The 21,461-nt window shown below is 49.6% G+C and carries 21 protein-coding genes; 7 read left to right on the top strand and 14 right to left on the bottom strand.

The genetic code is table 11. The features are described from left to right. Positions 1-54: 54 nt before the first annotated feature. From KCG54_RS07500 to KCG54_RS07490, 3 genes are read right to left on the bottom strand one after another with little or no spacing between them, the layout of a single operon-like run. Entirely contained in the window at positions 55-1,314 is a 1,260-nt protein-coding gene (locus tag KCG54_RS07500; RefSeq protein WP_254324999.1) for an RsmB/NOP family class I SAM-dependent RNA methyltransferase, read from the bottom strand. Between the two features lie 35 nt (positions 1,315-1,349). After that, positions 1,350-2,219 carry a DUF1853 family protein gene (locus tag KCG54_RS07495; protein ID WP_254323835.1) on the bottom strand — a complete coding sequence of 290 codons (870 nt, stop codon included), beginning with the start codon at positions 2,217-2,219 and terminating at the stop codon, positions 1,350-1,352. Positions 2,220-2,258: 39 nt separating this feature from the next. Next, on the bottom strand, positions 2,259-3,074 hold the full coding sequence (locus tag KCG54_RS07490; RefSeq protein ID WP_254323834.1) for an RNA methyltransferase: 816 nt from the start codon (positions 3,072-3,074) through the stop codon (positions 2,259-2,261). 175 nt (positions 3,075-3,249) lie between these two features. Between KCG54_RS07490 and KCG54_RS07485 the strand changes: the two genes are divergently transcribed. From KCG54_RS07485 to KCG54_RS07460, 6 genes are all read left to right on the top strand, one after another. After that, positions 3,250-4,035 carry an inositol monophosphatase family protein gene (locus tag KCG54_RS07485; RefSeq protein ID WP_003681056.1) on the top strand — a complete coding sequence of 262 codons (786 nt, stop codon included), beginning with the start codon at positions 3,250-3,252 and terminating at the stop codon, positions 4,033-4,035. Positions 4,036-4,298: 263 nt separating this feature from the next. After that, positions 4,299-5,102, top strand: coding sequence for a glutamate 5-kinase (gene proB, locus KCG54_RS07480; protein ID WP_003683195.1), 804 nt, complete (start codon positions 4,299-4,301; stop codon positions 5,100-5,102). Between the two features lie 9 nt (positions 5,103-5,111). Beyond that, a complete protein-coding gene (locus tag KCG54_RS07475; RefSeq protein WP_254323833.1) occupies positions 5,112-6,362 on the top strand; it encodes a glutamate-5-semialdehyde dehydrogenase in 1,251 nt (416 codons plus the stop codon). 87 nt (positions 6,363-6,449) lie between these two features. Continuing rightward, the gene (grxD, locus tag KCG54_RS07470) at positions 6,450-6,761 is read left to right on the top strand and encodes a Grx4 family monothiol glutaredoxin (protein WP_003681608.1); all 312 of its coding nucleotides are present in this window, start codon (positions 6,450-6,452) and stop codon (positions 6,759-6,761) included. A gap of 148 nt (positions 6,762-6,909) precedes the next feature. Continuing rightward, entirely contained in the window at positions 6,910-7,536 is a 627-nt protein-coding gene (gene upp / locus KCG54_RS07465) for a uracil phosphoribosyltransferase (protein ID WP_039864255.1), read from the top strand. Between the two features lie 97 nt (positions 7,537-7,633). Beyond that, the gene (locus KCG54_RS07460) at positions 7,634-7,951 is read left to right on the top strand and encodes a DUF2322 family protein (RefSeq protein ID WP_254323832.1); all 318 of its coding nucleotides are present in this window, start codon (positions 7,634-7,636) and stop codon (positions 7,949-7,951) included. Positions 7,952-8,012: 61 nt separating this feature from the next. Here the strand turns inward: KCG54_RS07460 and trxA are convergent, their stop codons facing one another. The 9 genes from trxA to KCG54_RS07415 form a co-directional block, all read right to left on the bottom strand. After that, on the bottom strand, positions 8,013-8,345 hold the full coding sequence (gene trxA / locus KCG54_RS07455) for a thioredoxin TrxA (protein WP_137040569.1): 333 nt from the start codon (positions 8,343-8,345) through the stop codon (positions 8,013-8,015). A 126-nt stretch (positions 8,346-8,471) separates the two neighbouring features. Further along, on the bottom strand, positions 8,472-10,037 hold the full coding sequence (locus KCG54_RS07450; RefSeq protein WP_254323831.1) for an ABC transporter ATP-binding protein: 1,566 nt from the start codon (positions 10,035-10,037) through the stop codon (positions 8,472-8,474). 85 nt (positions 10,038-10,122) lie between these two features. Next, on the bottom strand, positions 10,123-11,676 hold the full coding sequence (locus tag KCG54_RS07445; RefSeq protein WP_254323830.1) for a fatty acid--CoA ligase: 1,554 nt from the start codon (positions 11,674-11,676) through the stop codon (positions 10,123-10,125). A 319-nt stretch (positions 11,677-11,995) separates the two neighbouring features. Next, positions 11,996-12,781, bottom strand: coding sequence for a TatD family hydrolase (locus KCG54_RS07440; protein ID WP_150537550.1), 786 nt, complete (start codon positions 12,779-12,781; stop codon positions 11,996-11,998). Between the two features lie 4 nt (positions 12,782-12,785). Beyond that, positions 12,786-13,139 carry a PilZ domain-containing protein gene (locus tag KCG54_RS07435; RefSeq protein ID WP_003682949.1) on the bottom strand — a complete coding sequence of 118 codons (354 nt, stop codon included), beginning with the start codon at positions 13,137-13,139 and terminating at the stop codon, positions 12,786-12,788. A gap of 10 nt (positions 13,140-13,149) precedes the next feature. After that, positions 13,150-14,130: a DNA polymerase III subunit delta' gene (locus tag KCG54_RS07430; RefSeq protein WP_254323829.1), complete on the bottom strand. Its 981-nt coding sequence runs from the start codon at positions 14,128-14,130 to the stop codon at positions 13,150-13,152. A 322-nt stretch (positions 14,131-14,452) separates the two neighbouring features. Further along, entirely contained in the window at positions 14,453-15,769 is a 1,317-nt protein-coding gene (locus tag KCG54_RS07425) for an MFS transporter (protein WP_254323828.1), read from the bottom strand. Next, positions 15,766-15,954: a cbb3-type cytochrome oxidase assembly protein CcoS gene (ccoS, locus tag KCG54_RS07420; protein WP_049333240.1), complete on the bottom strand. Its 189-nt coding sequence runs from the start codon at positions 15,952-15,954 to the stop codon at positions 15,766-15,768. The genes KCG54_RS07425 and ccoS overlap by 4 nt, the downstream gene beginning before the upstream one ends. Beyond that, a complete protein-coding gene (locus KCG54_RS07415; protein ID WP_254323827.1) occupies positions 15,954-16,259 on the bottom strand; it encodes an HLGFF motif protein in 306 nt (101 codons plus the stop codon). The genes ccoS and KCG54_RS07415 overlap by 1 nt, the downstream gene beginning before the upstream one ends. Before the next feature lie 236 nt (positions 16,260-16,495). Between KCG54_RS07415 and KCG54_RS07410 the strand changes: the two genes are divergently transcribed. Beyond that, a complete protein-coding gene (locus tag KCG54_RS07410) occupies positions 16,496-17,692 on the top strand; it encodes an acetate kinase (RefSeq protein ID WP_254323826.1) in 1,197 nt (398 codons plus the stop codon). A 149-nt stretch (positions 17,693-17,841) separates the two neighbouring features. Here KCG54_RS07410 and KCG54_RS07405 read toward each other — a convergent pair whose 3' ends face one another. Together KCG54_RS07405 and KCG54_RS07400 are read right to left on the bottom strand one after the other, a co-directional pair. Then, a complete protein-coding gene (locus KCG54_RS07405) occupies positions 17,842-20,604 on the bottom strand; it encodes a TonB-dependent receptor domain-containing protein (RefSeq protein WP_254323825.1) in 2,763 nt (920 codons plus the stop codon). Between the two features lie 385 nt (positions 20,605-20,989). Continuing rightward, entirely contained in the window at positions 20,990-21,451 is a 462-nt protein-coding gene (locus KCG54_RS07400; RefSeq protein WP_254323824.1) for a c-type cytochrome, read from the bottom strand. Positions 21,452-21,461 lie beyond the last annotated feature (10 nt).

The following is a 21,461-nucleotide window of genomic DNA, read 5'->3' as shown; positions in this document are numbered from 1 at the left end:
AAAAAATCTATCAAAAAGGCCGTCTGAAAGGATTTCAGACGGCCTTTTTCAACCTTAATCCTTACGTTGCAATACAGCGGCAAAGAAGCCGTCGGTTTGGTGTTCTCCGGAGTTGAGGCGCAGGTATTTTCCGGTATCCAAATCGATCTTCAGGCTTTGCAGCAGTTCGGCGCAGTTGACGAGTTCAAACTCGGGATGCTCGGACAGGAAACGTTCGACTTGCAGCTCGTTTTCTTCCGGCAACACGCTGCAGGTGGCGTACACCAAACGGCCTTGCGGTTTCACCAGTTTGGAGGCGGCATCGAGGATGCTGTGTTGCTGTTCCAAAAGGTTGGCTACGGTCTCGGCGGATTGGCGGTATTTAAGGTCGGGATTGCGGCGTAAAGTACCCAGACCGGAGCAGGGAGCGTCCACCAACACACGGTCGGCTTTGCCTGCCAGTCGGGCAATACGGGTATCGTGTTCGCTGCTGATGCGTTCGGAGTGAATGTTGGTCAGTCCGGCGCGGGTCATGCGCGGTCTGAGATTGGCAAGGCGTTTTTCGGCAATATCGAAGGCGTAGATTCTGCCTTTGTTGGCCATTTGCGCACCGACAGCCAAGGTTTTACCGCCGGCGCCGGCACAGAAATCGACAATGATTTCGCCGCGTTTTGCGCCCACCAATAAGGCAAGCAGCTGGCTGCCTTCGTCTTGGACTTCCAGTGTACCGTCCAAAAACAGTTCGTGTTTGTTAAGCGCGATTTTGTTTTTCAGGCGGATGCCCCAAGACGAATAAGGCGTTGCCTCTGCATCGGCACTTTCGGCTTGCAACAATGGCAGCACTTTATCGCGTTTGCCTTTCAAGGTATTGACGCGGATGTCGAGCGGGGCAGGTTGGTTGATGCTGCGGCCGAAGGCGAGGATTTCTTCTTCGCTCCAATGCTGTTGCAGTTGTTCCACCAGCCATTGCGGCAATTCTGCGGCGGTATTCAGGCCGTCTGAAAACTCGGTTTTGCGGGCTTTCAAATTGCCGAGGAACTCTGTTTCTTCTTCATCAAGCAGGTCTTTGATTTGGCTGATGTTGGTGCTTCTGCCGAGAACCAGTGCGGCGAGAGCGGCTTTGCGCGGCTGTGCGTGCGGACGGCGCAGGGCAGTGCTGATTTTTTGATAGTGGCGCAGCGCGGCAAAGGCGGTTTCGGCGATTTCGTGGCGGTCTTGGCGGCCGAGCTTTTTGTGTTCGCGGAAATAGGCGGAGAGGACGGCATCGGAAGGCTGTTTGAAAGTCAGCATTTCAGCCAAAACTTTGGCGGTATGGTCGAGTTGTGCGGCGTTCATAATGTAATGGGTTCTCTTAAAGTGGGTAAATGGTTTCAGACGGCCTTCATGATGCGTTCGATTTCGTGCCAAAAGCCGTCCGGCCGTAATTCCAAAACGGCAATCAAGCCTTGGTCGATACGGCGGATTTCGGTTGCGTTTAATGTTTCGGTTTCGGCAACACGCGCAGGCGCGAGATAGGCCATGCGGTCGAGCAGATGGTAGCGGGCTTCTTGGCGTTCAAACCCGTATTCCGCCCAATCTTGAATATAGACGCCGCGCCAGCCGTATGGATTAAGCGGTGGCTCAAAAGCATGGAAACCGTGTGGAAAAAATCCGATGCCGCGCACGATGGAAGCAGGGAGAGGGTTCTCCGGCAGGCCTTGTGCGGCTAAGGTCGCTTTGCCTTGCGGTGTATGTAGCAGCTGGGATTGCTGCACCAGTTTGGCGGCTTTGTCCGTCAGCGTGTCTTTAGGGTTGAGGCCGCGCAGGTTTTGCACTTGGTTGCCGCCGTAGTATTTACACGCCAGCTCGATATGGTAGGGCTGTTGGTTGAGGGAAACGACAAAATCCGCGGCGCCTAAGGTTTGGCCGTCTGAAAAAACGGGCAGGTTGTATGCGTGCAGTTTGGCGTGCGGCGCGTTGGCAAACCAAAAAGCCAGCAGCTCTTCGGCATAAATGCCGAGGCGGTGCCCGAATGGGGCGCGTTGGGCAAGGTGTTCATTCAGCGGCGCGGGATCGGCATCCAATGCCAAAAGGTAGCGGAAACCGAGTTCTCCCAGTAGTTCGCGCACGCTCAATTCGCAACCGCTTTGCCACAAAGGCGGCGCAGTCAGCAGCGAGGCGAGGTCGCGGACGGGTTGGCTGGTGAGTTTCCACCATAATGCGTCTAGGGCGTAATTCATGCTTATCCGAATATCAGTCATGCCGTCTGAAAAGCTGGAAATGTTTTCAGACGGCCTTAATCAGTCTTTTTTATGGATACGGTGGCTGACGGTATTGAAAAAACCGCGCAGGATGTCGATGTCTTCGGTTTGCGTGTTGGCGCGTCCGAACAGGCTCTGCATACGGCGCATCAGGCGCTCGCCGTTGCGGCGGTTGAAAAAGCCGATGTCGTTCATCACGCTTTCCATGTGGGCGACCATGCCTTTGATTTGCTCGTGGGTCGCAGCGTGGTCTTCTTGTTGCAGATGGGTCATGGGCGAATCGGTTTGGCTGAAGATTTCGTAGCACACAACCTGCACGGCTTGGGCGAGGTTGAGCGAGAAATAGTCGGGATTGCCGTTGATGGTCATCAGTCGGTTGCAGGCTTGGACTTCTTCGATGCTCAAACCGAAAGTTTCATTGCCGAAGACCAGCGCCACTTTCTCGCCGCGGTTGGCGGCCTGCAGTAATTCGGGCACCAACTCGCGCGGGGTTTGCAGCGGCGCAGTAATTTCGCGGCGGCGGCTGGTCAGGGCGCAGGCGATGGTGGTGTCGGCAAGGGCTTCGTCCAAAGAAGCGGCAATAATGGCATTTTCCAAAACGTCTGCCGCGCCGGAAGCGAGGATGAAACTTTCTTCCGGTAATTTAAACGATTGCGGACGCTCCGGGTCGAACACGGGCGGATTTTCCGTCATCGGCGTTGCCATCAGATTTGGGGCGACGATGGTCAGTTTGTGCAGGCCCATCGTTTTCATGGCGCGCGCGGCAGAACCGATATTGGAAGGATGGCTGGTGCGAGTGAGGATGATGCGGATGTTGTCCAGGTAAGCGGGCAGGGCGGGTTTTTCGGAAGTCATGTTTTATTTTCTGTTTGTACGGGAATCAGGTATAATGCGCCATCTTTTTGTTTTCAGACGGCCTTTTTCCATGCCGTCTGAAATGTTCTTTAACAGCATCGGAAACGATTAACAGCCTTTTGTGTGCCATGTTCGGCGCATTAGGGCGTATTTTACCTGAATTAGGAAGAAAACCATGAATCCGTTTTTAAATACCGCTTTCAAAGCCGCCCGTAAAGCAGGGCAAATGATGATTCGCGCCGCCGGCAATCTGGATGCCGTCAAAGTAGACAGCAAAGCATTCAACGACTTCGTTTCCGATGTTGACCGCAGCTCCGAAATGATTTTGGTGGAAGCGCTCAAAGAAGCCTATCCGCATCACAAAATCACTTGCGAAGAAGGCGGCTCCCACGGTAAAGCCACCGCCGAGTACGAATGGATTATCGACCCGCTCGACGGCACAACCAACTTCCTCCACGGCCATCCCCAATACGCCATTTCTATGGCACTCCTGCACAAAGGCGTGTTGCAAGAAGCTTTGGTGTACGCACCTGAGCGCAACGACGTATATATGGCTTCCCGCGGCAAAGGCGCGTTGCTCAACGACCGCCGCATCCGCGTTTCCAACCGCATCGAATTGAACCGCTGCCTGATCGGTACCGGCTTCCCTGTTGTCGATCAAAGCATGATGGACAAGTATCTGGCGATTTTGAAAGACTTCTTGGCCAAAACCGCCGGCGGCCGTCGTGAAGGCGCGGCTTCTTTGGATTTGTGTGCCGTTGCGGCCGGCCGCTTGGACGGTTTCTTCGAGTTCAACCTCAAACCTTGGGATATTGCCGCCGGTGCATTGATTGTCCAAGAAGCAGGCGGTATCGTTACCGATATGTCCGGCGATGAAGGCTGGTTGGAAAGCGGCGACATCGTTGCGGCCAATCCTAAGGTATTGGCGCAAATGCTGAAAATTATTTCTGAACACCAATAAGCGTTTGTAGGGAACGATCTGTATTTATCGTGGCAGGCCGGATTCTCAACAATCGGTAAAAGGCCGTCTGAAACCTGAAATCGGGTTTCAGACGGCCTTTTGTTTTGTTGTTAACAGATTCGGATAAGAGCTGAAAATACGGCTTTTAAAGGAAGCGTTTTTAATTTTGTCTGTATTTTCTATTGTTTCGCAGTTATGATGTAGATACGTTTGGCTGAAATAATGCCGCATGCAATCATAAAAATAGAAAGCAGAGGAGAATAATGAAACGAGATTTTGAAGCAGTAAAACGCATTGTCATTAAGATTGGAACCAGCTCTTTGGTGTTGCCAAACGGTAAAATCAATTTGGCAAAAATCGACCAACTGGCCTTTGTCATTTCCAGCTTGGTCAGTAAGGGCAAAGAAATTGTGCTGGTGTCTTCCGGCGCGATGGGCTTTGGGCTGAATGTCCTCAATATGGAAAAACGTCCGGCGGAAATGGCGCAGCAGCAGGCTGTTTCCAGCGTCGGCCAAGTGGCCATGATGAGTCTTTATTCGCAGATTTTTTCCCATTATCGGATGACGGTATCGCAAATCCTGCTGACGCGTGATGTGGTCGAATATCCGGAAAGTTTGGCAAACGTTACCAATGCCTTTGAATCCCTGCTTTCCATCGGCGTTATCCCCATTGTCAATGAGAACGATGCGGTCAGCGTGGACGAGATGGACCATGCGACCAAGTTTGGCGATAACGACCGTTTGTCGGCAGTTGTGGCGAAAATCGTTAAAGCCGATTTGCTGATTATGTTGTCCGATATTGACGGTTTGTTTGATAAAAATCCGGCTGTTCACGCCGATGCCAAGCTGCGCAGCCATGTGGCCGATATTACCGAAGAAATTATTGCTTCTGCCGGCGGATCGGGCAGTAAGTTTGGTACGGGCGGCATGCTCAGTAAGATTAAGAGCGCGCAGATGATGTTTGAACATCATGGCCAGATGGTGTTGATGAACAGCGCCAATCCGCGCGATATCCTTCAGGTTTTAGATGGCGCGCCTATCGGAACGTGGTTTGCACAAGAGAAATAGGGAGGTTTGATGAACTATATCGAACAGTTGGGCAAGAATGCTCAAAAAGCCAGTAAAACGTTAATCAGCTTGGGCAGCGTGGAAAAAAACAATCTGCTGCGTCAGGTTGCGGTGGCTTTGGTTGAACAGGCTGAGATGATTTTGGTGGAAAATGCCCGCGATTTGGCCGCTGCAAAAGAAAACGGCATTTCGGACATTATGCTCGACAGGCTGCGCTTGAATCACGAACGCATCAAAGGCATTGCGGAAGGCGTTGAGCAGGTTGCCGATTTGCAGGATCCGATTGGGCAGGTTGTTCGCGGCTATACCAATCTGGACAGTTTGAAGATTGTTCAAAAACGCGTGCCTTTGGGCGTGGTCGCCATGATTTTTGAAAGCCGCCCGAATGTTTCGGTCGATGCGTTTTCTCTGGCCTTTAAAACCGGCAATGCCATTATTTTGCGCGGCGGTCGCGATGCCATCCATTCCAATACTGCATTAATTGCCGTTATCAGGCAGACTTTGGTAAAAGCGGGAATGGATGCCGATGTGGTGCAGCTGGTCGAAGATACCAGTCATGCCGCCGCTGAGGAATTGATGCAGGCAGTCGATTATATTGATGTACTGATTCCACGCGGCGGCGTGCGCTTGATTCAGACGGTGAAAGAGAAATCGAAAGTTCCCGTCATTGAAACCGGAGTCGGTAATTGCCATATTTATGTGGACGACAGTGCCGATTTTGAGATGGCGGTCGATATCGTCGTGAACGCCAAAACGCAGCGTCCGAGCGTGTGCAATGCCGCAGAGTCTTTGGTTGTCCACGAAAAGATAGCGGAAGCGTTTTTGCCCAAACTGGAAGAAGCCATTGTCAAAGTGCATCCGGTCGAATTTAGAGCCGATCAGGAAGCATTGCGTATGTTTAAAAATGCTGTTTTGGCAACCGAGGAAGATTACAGTACCGAGTTTCTTGACTATATTATGTCGGTCAAAATAGTGAAAACAGTGGAAGAAGCCGTCGATTGGATTAACGGCCACACGACGCATCACTCGGAAGCGATTGTGACCCAAAGCATTGCTCATGCCGAGTTTTTCCAAGAAAGCATTGATGCGGCGGCGGTTTATGTCAATGCGTCCACTCGGTTTACCGACGGCTTTGTTTTCGGATTGGGCGCGGAAATCGGTATTTCCACCCAAAAAATGCACGCCCGCGGCCCGATGGGTTTGGAAGCGCTGACTTCGACCAAATTCTATATTAACGGCAACGGTCAGATCCGATGTTGAGAAACGCCCCCTCAACTCCATCAATTTGCGTATAATGGCAGGAAATTTGATTTTCCCCGAACAACCGATTTAGTAAAAGGAACACACATGTCCTCTATCCACGATCAAATCAAAGAAGTCGTAACCACCCACCGCGTCGTATTGTTCATGAAAGGCACGAAGCAATTCCCGCAATGCGGCTTCTCTTCCCGTGCCGTACAAATCCTGAATGCGGCAGGTTGCACCGACTATGTAACCGTCAACGTATTGGAAAACGATGCCGTACGCCAAGGCATTAAAGAATACAGCGACTGGCCGACTATTCCTCAACTGTACGTCAACGGAGAATTTGTCGGCGGTTCTGACATTTTGATGGAAATGTACGAAGCCGGCGAACTGCAAGAATTGCTGAAAGCTTAATTATCCACAATATTCCGTAATGTAAAATTGTTGACAAAGGCCGTCTGAAACCCTGATTCAGACGGCCTTTCGCACGAAACATACCCTTTCCGCCATTCGTGAAAAAAAGTATAATTCACTCCGTCAACGAAACTCGGAAATACAGAAAATGAACGTTACCGTCATCAATCATCCCCTCGTCCGCCACAAACTGACTTTGATGCGCGAGGCGGAATGCAGCACCTACAAATTTCGCACGCTCACTACCGAGCTGGCACGCCTGATGGCATACGAAGCCAGCCGCGACTTTGAAACCGAAAAATACATCATCGACGGTTGGTGTGGCTCCATCGAAGGCGACCGTATCAAAGGCAAAACCTTGACCGTTGTCCCTATTTTGCGTGCCGGTTTGGGTATGCTCGACGGCGTACTCGACCTGATTCCTACCGCTAAAATCAGCGTTGTCGGCTTGCAGCGCGATGAAGAAACGCTGAAACCGGTTTCTTACTTTGAGAAATTCGTTGACAGCATGGCCGAGCGTCCCGCCCTGATTATCGACCCGATGTTGGCGACCGGCGGCTCTATGGTTGCGACCATCGACCTTCTGAAAGCCAAAGGTTGCAGCAATATCAAGGCATTGGTATTGGTTGCCGCTCCGGAAGGCGTGAAAGCCGTTAATGACGCGCATCCTGATGTAACCATCTACACTGCCGCGCTCGACAGCCACTTGAACGAACACGGCTACATCATCCCAGGCTTGGGTGATGCCGGCGATAAGATTTTCGGTACACGTTAATTGAAATGTTTAAGGCCGTCTGAAAAGTGTCAAACATCAACTTTCAGACGGCCTTGTTATATGGTTTGCTTTAAAACCCACATCAGAAAGGACAATCATGAGCTTTCAAGATAATCTGGCCACCATGCCTGCCATCGACCATTTGAGCGGCTTGGATATTCTCGATAAAGAGGGCAATGTGGTTCATCACATTCCCAATGCGCCCGGCAAACAAGGCTCGCTCAAGCTTTACCATGCTTTGGCACAAGAATTTGATGGCAAGCTGGACACAGTGGCGGCAGAACGCGGCCTGGCATGGTTTGCCGAACATGTTGCCGATGCCGAAGCCAATCCGGGTAAGCATCCGAATATTGATTTGCTGTTTAAAGTGAAGACTGACAATATCAGCCTGACTTTGAAACCATTGGCTGCTTAATGAATACAAAAAAGGCCGTCTGAAAACAAGTTTCAGACGGCCTTTTTATATGCTTAAAACCTTAAGCGATAGAAGCTTCAACGAATGCAGTCAGTTGACCTTTAGCCAATGCGCCGACTTTAGTGGCAACGTTTTCGCCGTTTTTGAACACCATCAGGGTAGGGATGCCGCGAACGCCGAATTTGGCAGGAGTGGCTTCATTGTCGTCGATGTTGATTTTAACGACTTTCAGACGGCCTTGGAATTCGGAGGCAATGTCGTCCAAGATTGGGGCAATCATTATGCAAGGGCCGCACCATGGTGCCCAGTAGTCCAGCAGTACAGGTACGTCGGATTTCAAAACGTCTTGTTCGAAGTTGGCATCGCTGGTATGGATAATCAATTCGCTGCTCATGTTTGTTTCCTTTTAAATCAGGATTAATAAATGTGTTGTTTAGAATAGTGGCAGACAGGGAAAATTTCAAGTGCCGCCACCCGGTAATAGTTTTTTTGAAATGTGCCTATCGTAATCCTTAAAGATTCAGACGGCCTCTTGAACCATGTGGCCGGAGTGGGCAATCAAATGGCGCGTATAGTCGCTGCTTGGATTGGCAAACACGTTTTCGCATTCGCCTTCTTCAACGATTTTGCCGTCTTTCAACACCATCACACGGTGGGAAATGGCGCGGATCACGGCGAGGTCGTGGCTGATGATGATGAAGGCGAGGCCGTATTCTTTTTGCAGGCTGCTGAGCAATTCAAGGATTTGTTGTTGCCATTGGACATCAAGCGCGCTGGTTGGTTCGTCCAATACGAGGATTTTTGGGCGGACAATGATGGCGCGGGCGATGGCGAGGCGTTGGCGCTGGCCGCCGGAGAATGCGTGCGGATAGCGTTCGAGTGCATCTTCGGGCAGGCCGACTTGTTTGAGGACTTCTTCGACGCGGCGGCGCATTTCTTCGCGCGGCATTTCAGGTTCGTGTACGCGCAAGGCTTCGGAAACGGTATCGAAGACGTTCATGCGCGGATTGAATGCGCCGAACGGGTCTTGGAACACCATTTGGATTTCACGGCGCAATTCGTGTCGCCATGGCTCGCCGTTGATGTGCAGGCTGCCTTCGGAATCGATAAGGTGCATAACGGCTTTTGCCAGCGTGGTTTTGCCGCAGCCGCTTTCGCCGATGATACCCAATGTTTCCCCCGATTTGAGATCGAAAGAAACGGGGTTGAGAATGGTTTTGTCGCGTTTTTTAAACCAGCCGTCTGATTCTTTGACGGAGAAGGCGATTTGTTCGGCCTTAAGGACGGTGGCAGGGTTTTCAGGCAAAGGAGCCACTCGGCGCGTTGTGCCGGCGTTGAGCAACATTTTGGTGTATTCGTGCTGCGGATTGGCGAAGACTTCGGTTGCTTTGCCGGTTTCGAGGATACGGCCGTTACGCATAACGGCGACATCGTCGGCAAAACGGCGCACAAGGTTCAAGTCGTGCGTAATGTAGAGCATGGTCATGCCGTGTTCTTCCTGCAGGCGTGAGAGCAGGTCGAGAATTTGGGCTTGGACGGCAACGTCCAAAGCAGTGGTCGGTTCGTCGGCAATCAGGAGCTTGGGTTGGGCGGATACAGCCATGGCAATCATGGCGCGCTGGCGTTGGCCACCGGAAAGTTGGAACGGATAAGCCTGGGCTTTTTGCTCGGGCTGGTGGATGCCGGTTTCGTCTAGGAGTTCGATGGCGCGCGCCCATGCCTGTTTTTTATCCAAACCCAAATGCAGGGTCAGGACTTCGGCGATTTGTTCGCCGACGCGCATAACGGGGTTGAGGGCGGTCATGGGTTCTTGAAACACCATGCCGATTTCGCAGCCGCGCAGCTTTTGCAGGGCGCGTTCGGACTGGGTCAGCAGGTCGGTTCCGCAATATTTCAGACGGCCTTCAAAGCTAACCATCGGGTTGAGGCGCATGATGCCTTGCGACAATACGGTTTTGCCGCTGCCGCTCTCGCCGACCAATGCCAGCTTGCGGCCGGGGTGCAAGGTCAGGTTGATATTGTGCAGGACTTGCTTGCTCGGAAAGGAGCCGTTTAGGTTTTCGATTTCGAGTATAGGTGTCGTCATGGTCGTGGCCGTCTGAAAAGGTTTGTGGAATACAGGTTGTTTTCAGACGGCATGCATGAATCAAGGGGCCGTCTGAAACAGCGGTTTAGTCTTGAAACTGTTCTTTGAGTTTGCGTTTTAACACTTTGCCGGTGGCATTGCGCGGCAGCTCGTCTTGGAAGATGATTTGTTTGGGGATTTTAAAGTTTGCCAACAGGCCGCGCAGGTGGCTGCGGACTTCGGCTTCTTCCAGTTTCATGCCTTCTTTGAGTTGGATAAAGGCAATGATTTCTTCATCGGCGTATTGGTCTTTCACACCGATAACGGCGGCGGCTTCCACGGCTTCGAGTTTGTAGATGGCTTCTTCGATTTCGCGCGGATAGACGTTTTGGCCTTTGGAGATAATCAGGTCTTTTTTGCGGTCAACGATGAAGATGAAGCCGTCTTCGTCTATGGTGACGAAGTCGCCGGTTTTCAGCCAACCGTTGACGATGGTTTCATCTGTGGCGTCAGGCATATTGAGGTAGCCCTGCATGACTGAGCCGCCTTTGATGATGAGTTCGCCCACTTCACCGCGCGGCACTTCGATCAATTCGTCATCGACGGCTTTCACGGTCAAGCCGGGCAGGGCGACGCCGACGCTGGCGGCTTTTTGGCGTTCGGGAGTATTGACGGCCACAACGGGCGAGCATTCGCTCAAGCCGTAGCCTTCCAGCAATTTGGCACGCGGGAATTTGGTTTTGAAATCGTCAATGGTTTGTCCGGCCAAAGGCGCGCCGCCGCTGATAAACAGACGGACTCGGTTAAACCATCTGAAATACCAAGGGATTTTGGCTTTACTCATGGCGGTGTAAATAGCCGGTACGCCGAGGAAAATGGTAGCGCGTTTGAGCAAAACCTGTTTCAACACGTTGGAGAACGGGAAGACGGATTTGACCAAAATAATCGAGCAGGCTTGAGATATCGGCAGCAAAACCATGGCAGTCAGCGTAAAGCTGTGGAACATGGGCAAGAAGACGACGAAGCGGTCTTTTTGCGAGATTTGGAAAATTTGTTCGATGCCTGAAAGGTTGGAAAACAGGTTGCTGTAACTGATTAATGCGCCTTTGGGGTGGCCGGTTGTGCCGGAGGTGTAGATAATGTGCGCCAAATCGTTGACGGACGGCTGACGGCTCAGATTTGGCTTGCCGGGGAATGTACGCGCGGCATCGAAATAGCTGTCATCGCCACTGGCGGCGTTGGTTTCACCAATCCAGATGATTTTATTGACTTTGGTTTTGGTTTTGATGTTTTTGAGTTCTTTGGCCAACGGCGCGGAGGCGAACATAAAGCGTGCGCCGCAGTCATTGAGGATGTAGGAAAATTCTTCGCTTTTCAAAAAGACGTTGAGTGGGACGGCTACCGCGCCGATGGAAGTAATGGCGAAATAGGCGGCAATAAATTCGGGAGAGTTGGAAACGACAAGGGCGACTCTGTCGCCAAATTGTACGCCTTGGTGTTGCAGATAGGCGGCGACGGTTTCTACTTCGCGTTTGAGGGAGGAATAGCTGATTTTTTCTTTGTCGTTGAAAATGACCGTGCCTTTACCGTTTTTTTGGCAGGCTGCAGTCAGCATAGCGTAAAAATTAGGGTGGGTGTGCATTTCGGAGTTTGTGTCCATATTGTGTCGATTGATGTACGGTTTCGATGAACCGTTTATTTCGAAGGATAGGTTTTACATCCTATCGGTAAAATAAGCAAGAGGCCGTCTGAAAATACTTTCAGACGGCCTTGAGTTTTGTTGGGCTTAGGAAAGCAATATTTTGAATTTAAACTTATTTATTGTGTTGATGGGAAAATTCCCATTCTTCAAAAGTCTGCCGTTCGGAAGATAGCGCAAGCCGATTGCGTTTCTGTCTCAAGCCATTTCGAGTTTACCGTTGAGTTTGAGGCAGAACCCGGATGACGGGTAGGCAGAGCGGATGATAGAAGCTCTAGGCTTAACCGTTGTTCAGACGGCCATCGGGAACTTTCTTAAACAGGCGATAAAAATTGTCGCTGGTGTTTTGTGCCAATGTTTCCAAGCTCTCGCAGCGCAGATTGGCTAAGAACTCGGCTGTATAGCGGACGTAGGAAGGCTCGTTTTGTTTGCCGCGTTTGGGAACCGGAGCGAGGAAGGGCGCATCGGTTTCTACCAAGATTCTATCGGCAGGGACGTATTTGGCGGCTTCCTGTATCAGCGGCGCGTTTTTAAACGTCACAATGCCGGAGAAGGAGATATACATGCCCAAATCCAAAGCGGCTTTGGCAAAGGCGACGTCTTCAGAGAAGCAGTGAATCACGCCGGAATTAGTGTGGCACTCTTTCAAAATCCGCAACGTGTCTTCGGCCGCATCACGCGTGTGGACGATAACGGGCAGGCCGCTTTCGTTGGCGGCTTGGATATGGTCGGCAAAGCGTTGATGTTGCCATGACAAATCGCCTTTGCACCAGTAATAGTCCAAACCGGTTTCGCCGATACCGACGATTTTCGGATGTTTGGCCGCTTCTACCATTTCGGCAATGGTAAATTCTTCTGCTTCTTGGCTGTCAGGATGTATGCCGATGGTGCAGTAGATGTGGTCGTTTGCCTGAGCAATGTCGAAGACTTCGGCAAAACTTTGTTTGCTGACGCTGATGGCAAGCGCCTGTTTGACGCTTTGCGCTTCCATATTGGCAAAGACTTCGGGTAGGCGGTCTTTTAAGCCGTCAAAGTTGAGATGGCAATGTGAATCGATTAAATACATGGTATTACAGGGTAAAAGTAGTGCGGTCGCTGCGCAGGCGCGGACCAAGCTCGGCTTCGATCAGGTTTTTTGCTTGCAGGCAGCTTTCGTGTTCGGAGAATGCAAGGCCTACGCCTTTGGGACGGTGGGCTGAAGTGCGCGCCGGATTGATCCAAACGACTTTGGTTGGCAGGAAGCGTTTGGGGTAGTCGGCGATTTCTACGGCCAAGAGGATGTCTTCGCCTAGGGAGAATACGTCATCGGTCGGTACGAACAGGCCGCCGTGTTCTAAAAACGGCATATAGCAGTTGTACAGCAGATTGGGGTCTTTGAGTTGCAAAGCCAACATCTTCGCCGGAATGTCTTTTTTATTCATCATTTATTACCTGTTAGGGTTTGTTTTGCCAAAAATCTAAATATTCGATAAGCAGATACTCAAGCTGCATTTTAACACTCAAGGTATGGTATCCGTAAGGGTTGAGCGCGTTCAGACGGCCCAATAGGGCAAACAGCTTGCGTGAATCGGTTTTAGAGGCCGTCTGAAGCAGGGCTTGTGCATGGTGCGGATAATAAAGCGGTGCCATGCTTTGTTGTGCCAAGCCGACATCCATCAGCCACTTTTGCAGCCAGTCGATGAAAACGGCCAGCGGTTGTTTTTGTTTGTCGAACGCGGCGGCATAGTCGAGTATGGCCAACAGGCGCGGGGCAGCCAGCAGCGTCAGCAACTCTTCGCGCAGTGTGTCCAATTCGGGAGTCGGCGTGAATAAAGGAGCGCCGCTGTGAAACGCCAACAAAGCTTCGGCATTTTCCACGCCCTGTTGGCGCAGATATGCCGCAGCCTGCTCATGGGTAGGCGAGGGCAGTACCATCTGGCGGCAACGGCTTTTAATGGTGGGCAGGAGTTTGTCGCGAGCGTGGGTAACGAGCAGGAAAACGACGTGTTGCGGCGGCTCTTCCAAAGCTTTTAACAAACCGTTTGCCGCCTGTGTGTTCATGCTTTCCGCCGGATGCACCAATACCACGCGCAGGCCGCCGCGGACAGCGGTTAGGTAAATGTTTTCCACAATATCGCGCACGGCATCGATTTTGATTTGCAGGAGTTTGCGTCCCGTTGCCTCGCCTTCGGGAATTTCCGGCGTGAGTTCGTAAAAGTCGGGATGCGTGTTTTGGTTGAACAAATGGCACGAAGCGCATTCGCCGCATGGCTCATGGCCGGATTTGGGCGATTCGCACAGCAATGCCTGCGCGACAAAGCGGGCAAACTCGGTTTTACCGGTATTTTCTTTGCCGGTAAACAGCCAAGCGTTAGGTCGGTTTTGCCAATGGGCGGCGAGCTGTTGCCATTGGGTTTCATGCCATGGATAAATCATATCGTTTGGGAACTATTAGGTAGGTGGTTATTATACTCTCAGGCCGTCTGAAAAAGGTTTCAGACGGCCTTTAATAAACTGCCTAAAAATTAATCAAATATCGTTTTTCTTTGAAATATCAATGAATAAGCTGATTTATTCACAGCCTTTGCACACGCTTGTTTGGGGAAAATGTGCATTTTGTTTGGGAGTAAAGTTGTGCTTAAAATTTAGGCAGATGTGTTTTTTAATTTTAAATCAGACAGTAATCTGATTTATGCACAAGCTGTCCACGCGATTGAACAGTGAAAATGTGCATGGTGGGGATATATTTCAGACGGTCTTATTTGCTGATTTTCAATAAAGCGGTCAAATCCCCGATAAATTTTGGTTCTCGTTTGATGAGGTAAACAATCAACGGAAGATTACCCACGGCAACAATCAAATACAGCAGCGTAATGCTGTCAAACAACATCAGCAAAACCGCGCTCAGAATGGCAGCCGATACCATAAACACGCCGTTGATGATGTTGTTGGCAGCGACGGCGTGGGCGCGGAATGTTTCGCTGCTGGCAGTTTGCAGCCAAGTGTAGAGCGGTACGGAGAAGAAGCCGCCGAAAAAGCCGATGGTCGACATCACGAGCATAATCGGATACGCTTGGGCTTGCGATAAAAACCAGATAATGCCGTTTAATTCGGTAAAGCGTTGGCCTTGGGTCAGCCACACCAGCAATAATCCACAGACGGTCAGTCCCAGAGTGCCGATGGTAACCAAGCCCAAAATCAGGCGTTCGTGGCTGAGTTTGGCGCATAATACCGAGCCGATAGCGATGCCGATGGAGAACAGCGCCAACATCAGGTTGAACACATTATCGTTGCCGCCCAAATGGATTTGCGTGAACGTCGGCAGTTGGGTGGTATAAACCGAGCCGACAAACCAAAACCATGAAATACCGATGATGGAAGTAAATACGGGACGATTGGCCGCCGCTTCACGAATCAGTGAATTCGTACCTTTGATGATGTTCCATTCGATTTTTGTGTCCGGCATTTTAGCGGGTACAGACGGCATAAACAGGCTGGTCATCGTGCCGCCGATGGCGACCAATAATACTAAACCGCCGACAATATACGGCGGAACGCCTGCGACTGCAGTGCCCAAAATTTGGCCGAGTAAAATGGCGATAAACGTACCCGATTCAATCAGGCTGTTGCCCATAATCAGCTCTTTGTCGTTGAGGTAATCGGGCAAAATGGCATATTTCAGAGGGCCGAACAAGGTCGATTGCGTACCCATGCAAAACAGGCAGATTAAAAGCAAAGGCGCGGATTGGATGTAGAAGCCATACGCCGCCACTGCCATGATGATGATTTCCAACAGCTTGATCCAACGCGCCAAAACGGCTTTATCGAATTTGTTGCTCAGTTGTCCTGACAGCGCGGAAAACAGGAAGTAGGGCAGGATAAACAGCATCGCACCCAAATTCAGCATTTGGCTGGGCGGCAGAAAGTCGTTTTTACCCAAACCGTAAAAACTGATCATCACGAATAATGCGGTTTTGAACATATTATCGTTCAACGCGCCCAAAAACTGCGTCCCAAAGAGCGGCGCAAAACGGCGGGTCGTGTGGAAATTCAGATTGTCTTTTTTAAGGCTCATCGTTTGGATTCTTTGTCTTCGTCTTTTTCGATCAGTTTTTCAGTGGAGTCGTCGTCCATCAAAATGCGGTGCGCAGGTCCTTCAAGGTCGTCAAACTGTCCGTTTTTACCCGACCACCAGAAAAACCAGCCGATGATAAAGGCCAAAATAATGCTGATGGGGACAAGGATAAACATACTTTCCATTACATCGCTCCGGTCAAATCGGTCAGGATAAAGGTTTTACCGTTGATGGTCAGATATTCGTTGCGCAACGCACCGATATTTTTATCATCAAAAAACAATTCGATACGGTCTTTAACCACGCGCCAGTATTGTGGGATATCGGTTTGCTCAAAAGGCGACAATACCGCTGCTTCGGCTGCGTCTTCGCTTTGCAGCTTGATTGCGAAGCGTCCGCTTTGCGGCGGATTTTGCGATTCATCATCTGCTAACATAATAAAAAATCCGGCGTGTTCGCCGTCTTGAGTGTGGATACTGAAATAATGCATATCGGGAAATCTTCAAAAACGCCGTCATTTTTTCAGACGGCTTAAAATAAAATTCCGTCCATTTTACATCAAATATTAAGTCAAGCAGCCGATTACATTTTTTGTTAGAATACGACGTTTACTTTGTTAATCTGTTCAGACCGCTACCCACTACGTCCCACAAGGGGTGCAACATAGCCGGAGCAGCAGTCAGGCCCCGACAAAAAATGCCGTCTGAAACCTCAAGGAGCATAAAAATGTCACAAAAATTAATCTTGGTTTTGAACTGCGGTAGCTCTTCCCTCAAAGGTGCCGTATTGGATAACGACAGCGGCGAAGTATTGCTGAGCTGCCTGGCAGAAAAGCTCAATCTGCCTGATGCCTACATCACCTTTAAATTCAACGGCGAAAAACATAAAGTCGACCTATCTGCCAAGCCTGACCACACCGGCGCAGTTGAAGCCCTGATGGAAGAACTCAAAGCCCACGGTCTCGACAGCCGCATCGGCGCCATCGGTCACCGCGTCGTCAGCGGCGGCGAACTGTACAGCGAATCCATCCTCGTTGACGACGAAGTTATCGCTGGCATCGAAAAATGTATCCCGCTCGCTCCCCTGCACAACCCTGCGCACCTCTTGGGTCTGCGTGCCGCACAAAGCATCTTCAAAGGTCTGCCTAACGTTGTCGTATTCGACACCGCCTTCCACCAAACCATGCCGGAACATGCCTACACCTACGCTATTCCACATGAACTGTATGAAAAATACGGCTTGCGTCGTTACGGCGCGCACGGTACCAGTTACCGCTACGTTTCCGATGAAACCGCCCGTTTCCTCGGCAAAGACAAAAAAGACCTGCGCATGGTGATTGCCCACTTGGGTAACGGCGCATCTATTACCGCCGTCGCCAACGGCGAATCACGCGATACCAGCATGGGCCTGACCCCGCTGGAAGGTTTGGTAATGGGTACCCGCAGCGGCGACATCGATCCCGCAGTGTTCAGCTTCTTGGCTGAAAATGCCAACATGACCATCGCCCAAATCACCGAAATGCTGAACAAAAAATCAGGTCTGCTCGGTATTTCAGGTTTGTCCAATGACTGCCGTACCATCGAAGAAGAAGCTGCCAACGGCCACGCAGGTGCCAAACTGGCTCTAGAAATCTTCATCTACCGCTTGGCTAAATACATTGGCAGCATGACAGTAGCGGCAGGCGGTTTGGACGCATTGGTCTTCACCGGCGGTATCGGTGAAAACTCCGACATCATCCGCGAACGCGTATTGGGTTACTTGGGCTTCCTCGGTCTGCACATTGACCAAGAAGCCAACCTGAAAGCCCGCTTCGGCAATGCCGGTGTGATTACCACTACCGACAGCAAAGCTGTTGCCGTTGTGATTCCTACCAATGAAGAATTGATGATTGCACACGATACTGCCCGTCTGAGCGGCCTGTAATCCGTCATTATTGAAAACCTGCCCGAAAGGGCAGGTTTTTTGTTGTGTATAGATGAAGAAAATTTTGAGAATATATTGAGAAAAGCCGGTAAACATTGTGTTTGTCGGCTTTTTAATCAGTGCAATATTAAGAATACTGATAGATAGGTTTAGAACTTATAACTGATGGTAAACAGCAAAGTCCTGCCTCGTGCGTAGTTGTTCAAGACGGAGCGTGTCGTGCCGCCATATTTGCCGTTGCATAAACCGTTGGCATCACATTCGACTTCCTCATCATCTAAACCACCTTTTCTTTCAAATACACTGAAATAGCGCTGGGTTGCGGCATCGTTTGCAGCATCCAAAGGGTCGATATAGCGTTTATTGAACGCATTTTGAATGTCGAAACGAAGGATAAGGTTTTTCTTCGGTTCATAATTGGCATAGAAATCAAAAATCATCGGCTGTCTGTTGATGCTTTCTGTTTTTTTGATCACCCTTCTGCCCATTTGGTGTGAAGAGTAGGTATTGGCGCCGGTTGTACCGTCAACAAATTCCTCCTCAGTCGTCGCCCGTGTACTTTTGCTGTAATAGCGCATAATGCCGCCGATGGTCAATTTGTTGCCCAACCAACGTGAGCCCAATTCAAACCGACCGTAATCTCGGGGTAAGCGGGAAATTTTGCTTAAGCCGTAGCCTTGTTTGATTTGGTCTTCTTTAGAAGAGTTGCGGGGCGATTCGCTGGCATCGCTATAATTGGTCGGCTGGTTGGTTTTTTGATAGGCGTAAGACAGGGTGGTAAAAAAGCGGCCGAAATCATAGTTCATTTCCACTTCCAAACCATTTTTATGGACAGGTTTGGCGTAGTTTCGATGCTGGATAGAGTATTGCAGGCCGGTGCTGGTTACCCAGCTGGGTGCTTTATCCAAATCCCACCATTTGCCATAAACATTGTGGATATAGTTGTTGATTCTGCTGCGATAGGCGACCAGTTTGAAACCCAATACATCGTCCGGCTTGAAAATCCCTTTTTTGAAGGTATTGAAGCCTATTTGATAAGTATTGGCCTGTTCCGGTTTGAGGGCGGTATTGACGCCTGAGTCGCCGATTTGTGAAAAATACATTTCTTGAATATTTGGCATTCTATGCGTACGCGAATAGCTGATAAACGGCATAAAGTAGTCGTTGACATTGATGTTTAATGCCACCGAATGGTTTACCGCATGCTTTTTACCGGATTTGGTATAAACCGGTTCGTAAAGGTCGCAGCTTGGCGTGCAATGCTGTTTATAAATTTCAGAATCTTCTCCAAATGCTTTTTTAAAGTCTTCTTGGGTATTGAAGTAGTCGGTATATTCGCCCTTGTAGCGGTAGTTGACCATATTGGCGCTGTAATTCAATTGATAAATGCCTTTTTTCAAGGAAGTATCAAAATAGAACGTATTGAATTTTTGCTGGCCTGAAGGTTGCAATATGGTTGATTTCTGAGGAAATATTCCTTTGTCGCCTTTGAAGCGGCCTAAAAAGCTGTACAGGCCGGCATCTTGATCCGGGCCGTCGTAAAATAGGCTCAGCTCTTCCGGAAAACGGTTTTTACTGTATTGGTTTTTAAAGAAATTGAAACCGACAGTAGCTTTTAAATCTGTTTTTTGGGGAAGTTTGAAAGAAAAGCTGTTGTTGATGTCCAAAAGATTGGCTGTGTTTTTGGTTTCTAAATAATCAAGCAGCCCCCATCCTGAAAAACGTGAGTTTTTCGGATATTTTTGTTTTCCCAAATTATGGGCGGCCAACACGTTTAAATCGACATAATCGCCAATGTTTAAGTTGTAATTGGCTTGATAGTTGCGGTTTTCTACTTTGCGGCTGCCGATACGGTTGTTCATGGTACGAAGCTGAAGATCCAGCTTGTTGTTGTCGTTTTCGTATTCCACTTTGACCAAATGGCTGTTTGAGCGTTGTTGCAGGCTGGTAGGGTCGATAGGTGTCAGATCCCATTGCGGTGCCAAATTCTCTTTCCAGCTTCTTTCCAAGTCATCGACATAATCTCTTTGCAAAACCTCAGGATCGTTATATTTTTTGGAGAAAGGGTAGTCCCAATAGCTTTTACCGACCGCATTGCGTTTGGAAAAGTCACGAACCCAGAGATTTTGTTCTTGGTCGAATTTCAATAAGTTGCTCTCAAAATATTCTTGTTTTTTACGGTCCAGATATTCCTCGCCAAAATTGCCGATACGCTGACCGCCGCCGCCCACTTTATAGTTTTGCTCGACATTACGGTGGCTGTAACCATATAACGCGCCAAGGCGCGCACCGCTGTCAAACCATTTTTGTACAGCTCCGGTTGCCATAAAGTTGCTTTTGGTGCTGTTTGTGCCGGTCAATCCTTTGGTCAAGAGGCCGAAGGTATTGTTTCCGTGTACCATATCGTCTACCCGTAAAGTACGGAAATTGGCTGTACCGGATAAGGTATTGATGCCGTTGGCACCCGAGAAACTGCCTTTGGTTACATCGACGCCGGCAATAAAATTGGGATCCAGTGCCGTACCGAATTGTGAGGAGCTGCCGCTGCGTCCGGCATCGGCGGAAGTGGAATAGAAGGTTTGGGTTACGCCGTCAACCATCGTATTGACGCGTCCCAAACCGCTATCGCCACGGATATTGACCGCCAATACCCCCGATCCCTTGTCTTGTTGGGTGAAAACGCCGGGCATGCTCCGAACAATGGTATCGATGTTTTCGCTGGATTGATAAACGCGTTCACGCGAACTTTTGGCTTGGCCTTCGGTAAAAACTTTTTTCTCTTTTGCAATGTGTTTACCTTTGACTTGAATTTCATCAAGCTCTTGAGTTGAAAACTCTTCTTCTGCGTGTGCGATACTGGTTATAGCCAGTAAAGATAATGTTAGTAGATTTAATTTGAAATTCGGATTCATGATAGTTACCTCAGAAACGAAGCTGCTACTGTATAACATATTATTAAACTTTACAAATATTTTGATAATGGTTTTTATTTGTTAAAAAATAAAGTAGATTCTTGTTTCAGGAGATAATCCAACCGCATATGATTAATCTGGCTGAAAAGATAAAGCAGGTCTGAATTTGAATTGGGTTGATCGAGAAAAGGGGAGATTTAATTGAATTTAAACAGCCGGAAGAAGAAAATTTGATTGCGCTATGTGAATTGAGCCGTCGGTTTCAAATGAAACCGGTAAAAAACATGAAATGCAAAATATAAAGTCGATATAGAAAGGTTTGAAGGCAGTTGAAGAAAAGGCCGTCTAAAAATGATATTTCAGACGGCCTTTATTGCTTTAAGCCTTATTCCGGACCGCGGAATGTGTCGTGGCAAGATTTGCAGCTTGCACCGGTTTCGCCGTAAGCGGCTTTGATTTCTTCCAATTTGCCAGTTTGGGCGGCGGCGTTGAGTTTCTCAACTGCAGCGACGAATTTTTCTTCTTCGGCTTTGAATGTGGCTGTGTCTGTCCAGATGGCAGGCAGGGCGCGGCCGTTGCCTTGAGGGTCGGATTCAAACAGGGTGAACGGTTTTTTGCTGTTTTCGGCGAAGGTTGCGGCGGCTTGTTTGAATTTTTCTACGTCGTAAGGCTCTTCGTCTTTGACCATTTTGCCCATGCGGGTAAACTCAGGCATCATGGATTTGAACGCGGCCGTACGGTCTTCGGAAATAGGGCCTTTAGGCTGGGAAGGCGCGCTGCTGCCGCCGCAGGCGGAAAGGGTAAGCGCCACTGCTGCCAAAGCAACAGGGAGAAAACGGGTTTTCATATGGAGTGTG

Origin of the sequence: Neisseria subflava, assembly GCF_024205705.1 — a bacterium.
Taxonomy (GTDB): domain Bacteria; phylum Pseudomonadota; class Gammaproteobacteria; order Burkholderiales; family Neisseriaceae; genus Neisseria; species Neisseria subflava_D.
The sequence above is the reverse complement of the archived record's forward strand: the minus strand, read 5'-3'. Positions and strand labels throughout refer to the sequence as shown.